The 4,933-nt window shown below is 67.4% G+C and carries 3 protein-coding genes and 2 pseudogenes; 4 read left to right on the top strand and 1 reads right to left on the bottom strand.

Annotated features, from left to right (window positions below; translation table 11 throughout):
• Nucleotides 1-1,512, bottom strand: a pseudogene (locus VJ655_RS10810) (indolepyruvate ferredoxin oxidoreductase family protein); the annotation flags it as partial.
• Nucleotides 1,513-1,653: 141 nt separating this feature from the next.
• Between VJ655_RS10810 and VJ655_RS10815 the strand changes: the two are divergent.
• The 4 genes and pseudogenes from VJ655_RS10815 to VJ655_RS10830 all read left to right on the top strand — a co-directional run.
• Nucleotides 1,654-2,151 carry an Lrp/AsnC family transcriptional regulator gene (locus tag VJ655_RS10815; RefSeq protein WP_004620861.1) on the top strand — a complete coding sequence of 166 codons (498 nt, stop codon included), beginning with the start codon at nt 1,654-1,656 and terminating at the stop codon, nt 2,149-2,151.
• A gap of 187 nt (nt 2,152-2,338) precedes the next feature.
• Nucleotides 2,339-3,613 (top strand): MFS transporter, encoded by a 1,275-nt coding sequence (locus VJ655_RS10820; protein WP_324111067.1) that lies wholly within the window; start codon nt 2,339-2,341, stop codon nt 3,611-3,613.
• 119 nt (nt 3,614-3,732) lie between these two features.
• Entirely contained in the window at nt 3,733-4,629 is an 897-nt protein-coding gene (locus tag VJ655_RS10825) for a pirin family protein (RefSeq protein ID WP_324111068.1), read from the top strand.
• A gap of 79 nt (nt 4,630-4,708) precedes the next feature.
• Nucleotides 4,709-4,933: pseudogene (locus tag VJ655_RS10830) on the top strand (adenosine deaminase); the annotation flags it as partial.

The following is a 4,933-nucleotide window of genomic DNA, read 5'->3' on the forward strand; positions in this document are numbered from 1 at the left end:
GTAGGTGCCGTCGCCCAGGTTCTGGAAGACGTGCTTTTCGCTGGTGAACGGCGAGGCCCCGACCCAGGTCAGGCCCTCGCCGCCCATGTGGGTGTTGAGGTCCGTCGAGGGGTCGTTGAAGCTGGCCATGTAGTGGCAGCCGATGCCGGCCAGGGCGCGGCTGCCTTCCGGCAGCTTGGTCGAGGTGTTGTGCGGGCAGCCCGAGCAGAAGAACGGCTTGCGGGCCTGGTCGGCGGCCAGGCTGACGGCCGCGACGCCGGCGGCCGAGACGCGGTTCAGATAGGCCTGGGCCCGTTCCATGTGCGGGCCGTCGGGCAGGCGGTCGTAGATGGCCAGGGCGATTTCCGCCACAGACAGGGATCCAAGTTCCGAAAGAAGCGGCCCGCCCTTCTCGTCGGTCTTGCCGATCACCCGCGGGCGCGCCTGGGCGGGAAGGTCGTAGAGCGCGGCCCGAGCCTGCGGCTCGATCAGGGCGCGCTTGTGCTCGATGACCATCAGGGTCTCGAGGCCGGCGGCGAAGGCGCGCAGGCCCAAGGGCTCCAGCGGCCAGGGCATGCCAACCTTATAGATCGAGACGCCCAGGTCCGCGGCCTCCTGCAGGGTCATGCCCATGGCCGTGAAGGCCTCCAGCACGTCCTTGTAGGCCTGGCCCTGGCAGACGATGCCCAGCCGCGCCTTGCCCACCCGCACGTGGGAGGATCCGAGCACCACGCGGTCGATATGGTTGGCGCGGGCGAAGGCCAGGGCGGCGGGAATCTTGTGGAGCCGCATCCGCCGCTCCTTCTCCATCGGCTGGTCCTTCAGCCGGATGCCGAGGCCGCCGGGGGGCATGGGGAAGTCGGGGACCACGATCTGGTGGCGGTCCAGCGAGACGTCGATGGTGACGCCGCTGTCCATGGTGTCGGCCAGGGCGATCATGCCCGTCCACAGGCCGGAGAACCGCGACATGGAAATGCCCAGGATCCCGTAGTCCAGCACCTCCTGCACGTCGGCCGGCGACAGCACCGGCATCTCGAAATCCTGGAAGGCGAATTCCGACTGCGACGGCAGGGTCGAGCTCTTGCAGCCGTGGTCGTCGCCGGCCACCGCCAGCACGCCGCCGGTCGGGAAGGTCCCGGCGAAATTGGCGTGCTTGAAGACGTCGCCGGTGCGGTCGACGCCGGGGGCCTTGCCGTACCACATGCCGAACACGCCATCATAAAGCGCGCCGGGGAACAGGTTGGCCTGCTGGCTGCCCCACACGGCGGTGGCGGCCAGGTCCTCGTTGACGCCTTCCTTGAAGACGACGTCGTGGGCGGTCAGCAGCTTGTTGATGCGCGCGGCCTGCTGGTCGAGGCCGCCCAGCGGCGAGCCGCGATAGCCGGACAAAAAGCCCGCAGTGTTCAACCCAGCCTTGCGGTCGAGACGCTTGCGATCAAGCAGGACCCGGAGCAGCGCCTGCACGCCAGTGATGAAGGCGCGACCATCTTCGAGCACATATTTGTCGTCGAGCGTGACTTCCGAGTGCCGCATAGCAAAAATTTTCCTCCCGGGTCTTCCCGCCCGCTACGCAATATCTTATAGAAGCGCGGAAATTGTTTGCCCAAGGCGTGCCCGACTCAGGGTCGTTTTGCGCAAGAAGTGAGCGTCAACGCCCGCTGGGGGGAGGAATTCTTGTCCGAACAACTCGACGCCGTGGATGCCAAGATCCTGGATCTCATCCAACACGACGCCGGACTGTCCGTCGCCGAAATCGCCGAACGTGTCGGCCTGTCGTCCAGCCCGTGCTGGCGGCGGATCAAGCGCCTGGAAGACGCCGGCGTCATCCAGCGCCGCGTGACCATCCTGGACCGCGAGAAGCTGGGCCTGGGCTTCGAGGTCTATTGCACGGTCAAGCTGTCGCTGCCGACCAAGGAAAACCTCGACACCTTCGAACAGGCCGTCGCCAAGTGGGCGGAAGTCGTCCAGTGCGCCACCGTGACCGGCGCCGCCGACTACGAGATGCGCATCGTCACCCGCGACATGCGCGCCTTCGACGAGTTCCTGCGCGACAAGCTCCTGTCGCTGGGCCTGGTGTCGAACATCGAGAGCCGCATCGTGATCCGCGGCGTCAAGAACTCGACCGCCGTGCCGCTGGGCCTGATCAGCCCCTACGTCAGCCCGCTGGGCTGACGTAGTCCTAAGCGTAAAATGGTGTGAGCCCGCTGGGCTAGGGCCTTTAAACCGCTCATCCCCGCGAAAGCGGGGACCCAAGCTGAATTTCAGTGTGCGGCGCGGTTCGGAATAGATCGTCCAACTCGGCCTGGGTCCCCGCTTTCGCGGGGATGAGCGAAATTTAGTTAGTCCAAGGAGTGGCCACATGGCCCAATCGAGCGCCGGGGGCGCGTCGACGCGACGCGTGCTGGCCGCCAGCCTGATCGGCACGGCGGTCGAGTTCTATGACTTCTATATCTACGCCACCGCCGCCTCCCTGGTGTTCGGGCCGCTGTTCTTTCCCGCCAGCTCGCCGGCCATGCAGCTGCTGGCCTCCTACGCCAGCCTGAGCGTCGCCTTTATCGCTCGGCCGCTGGGCTCGATCGTCTTCGGTCACTTCGGCGACCGGATCGGGCGCAAGTCGACCCTGGTGGCCTCGCTGCTGATCATGGGGGGCTCGACCCTGCTGGTGGCCTTCCTGCCGACCTACGCCATGGCCGGCTGGCTCGCGCCGTTTCTGTTGTGCCTCCTGCGCTTTGGCCAAGGCTTCGGCCTGGGCGGCGAGTGGGGCGGCGCCGCGTTGCTGGCGGTCGAGAACGCCCCGCCCGGCTTTCGCGCCCGTTTCGGCATGTTCCCGCAGTTGGGCGCGCCGGTGGGGTTCATCGCCGCCAACGGCTTTTTCCTTCTGCTGGGCGTCCTCCTGACGCCGGAGCAATTCCAGGCCTGGGGCTGGCGCCTGCCGTTCCTGGGCAGCATCCTGCTGGTCGGGGTCGGGCTCTGGATCCGGCTGAAGCTGACCGAGACCCCCGCCTTCCAGGCCGCCGCCCACGCGGCCCCGCCGCCGCACGTGCCCATCGCCCAGCTGTTCCGAACCCATGCCCGCGAGACGATCGGCGGCACCTTCGCGGTCGTGGCCTGCTTCGCGCTCTTCTACCTGACCACCGCCTTCTCGCTGGGCTATGGCGTCACCGCCCTGGGCTATGGGCGGCAGCTGTTCCTGGGCGTCCTGCTGATCGCCATCCTGTTCATGGCCGCCGGTATCGTCTGGGCGGGTTACTGGTCGGACGCGGCCAGCCCCCGGCGCGTGCTGATGGCCGGCTCGCTGCTGACCATCGTGGCCGGCGCGGCCCTGGCGCCGATGATGGGCTCGGGCTCGCTGTGGCTGATCGGGGTGTTTCTGTCCCTGGCGCTGGTGGTGATGGGCCTGGTCTATGGCCCCCTAGGCGCCTGGCTGCCCAGCCTGTTCCCGGCGCGGGTGCGCTATACCGGCTCGTCGATCGCCTTCAATGTCGGCGGGGTGATCGGCGGTGGTATGACCCCCGCCATCGCCCAGGCCCTGGCCACCCACGGCGGGCTGAAGCTGGTCGGGCTCTACCTGGCCGCGGCGGGCGCGATCAGCCTGCTGGCGCTGTGGCCGCTGAAGCGGGCGGACGCGCTCTAGCGCCATACTAACATCGCTCATCCCCGCTTTCGCGGGGATGAGCGGATAGGGAACGAATTGAGCAAGACTGAAATGGCAACTCCCGGCTAAGTTCCGCGCGACACTCGCCGGAGCGCCCCATGATCGACCTCGTCTTCGAAGCCCGCCGCCGCGACCTCGGCAATTTCGAGGTCGGGCGGGTGCTGCCGTTCCACGCCCATCGCATGGTCGGGCCGTTCACCTTCCTCGATCACATGGGCCCGGCCGCCTTCCAGCCCGGCTTCTCCAAGAGCGCCGACGTGCGCCCGCACCCGCATATCGGCCTCTCCACCCTGACCTATCTGTTCGAGGGCGAGATCACCCACCGTGATAGCGTCGGCTCGCTGGCGGTGATCAAGCCCAACGAGGTCAACTGGATGACCGCCGGGTCGGGGATCACCCACTCCGAACGCTTCGAGGGGCTGCGTGAACACGGCGGCCGGATGGACGGCATGCAGGCCTGGGTCGCCCTGCCCCAGGAGTTCGAGGAGATCGCGCCCAGCTTCACCCACCACGAAGGCCCCCAGGACCTTCCCTACTACGAGAACGGCGGGCTGAAGGCGCGACTGATCGCCGGCGAGGCGTTCGGCGCCAAGTCGAACGTGCCGGTCTATTCGCCGCTGTTCTACGTCCACTGGGAGCTGGAGCCGGGGACGATCGCGGCCCTGCCGGCGGAATATTCCGAGCGCGCCGCCTATGTCGCCGAGGGCCGGGTCGAGGTCGACGGCCGGGAGCTGGCCGCCACCCAGATGGCCGTCTTCGCGCCCGGCGACACCATCGTCTTCAAGGCCATCGAGCGCTCGACGGTCATGCTGATGGGCGGCGAACCGATCGGCCCGCGCTTCATCGAGTGGAACTTCGTCTCCTCGTCCAAGGACCGCATCGAGCAGGCGAAATCCGACTGGAAGGCCGGCCGCATGAAGCTGCCCGACCTCGACCACGACGAGTTCATCCCCCTGCCGGAAGGGCCTCCGCCACCGGCCAATTCGATGTCGTGAGACACAAAACCCGTCATCCCGCGACCTGTTCGCAGGATGACGGTTGAAAGAGCGGGAGCGCCGCGCCCATAACTCCCCCATGACCGACACCGCCTTCGCCCAATTCGTTCGCGGCCTGCCCAAGGCCGAGCTGCACATGCACATCGAGGGCAGCCTCGAGCCCGAGCTGATGTTCGAGCTGGCCCGTCGCAACGGGATCACCCTGCCCTACAAGTCGGTGGACGAGATCCGGGCGGCCTACGCCTTCTCGAACCTGCAGGACTTCCTGGACATCTACTACCAGGGCGCGGGGGTGCTGATCACG

Origin of the sequence: Caulobacter sp. (assembly GCF_035254145.1) — a bacterium.
Classification (GTDB): Bacteria; Pseudomonadota; Alphaproteobacteria; order Caulobacterales; family Caulobacteraceae; genus Caulobacter.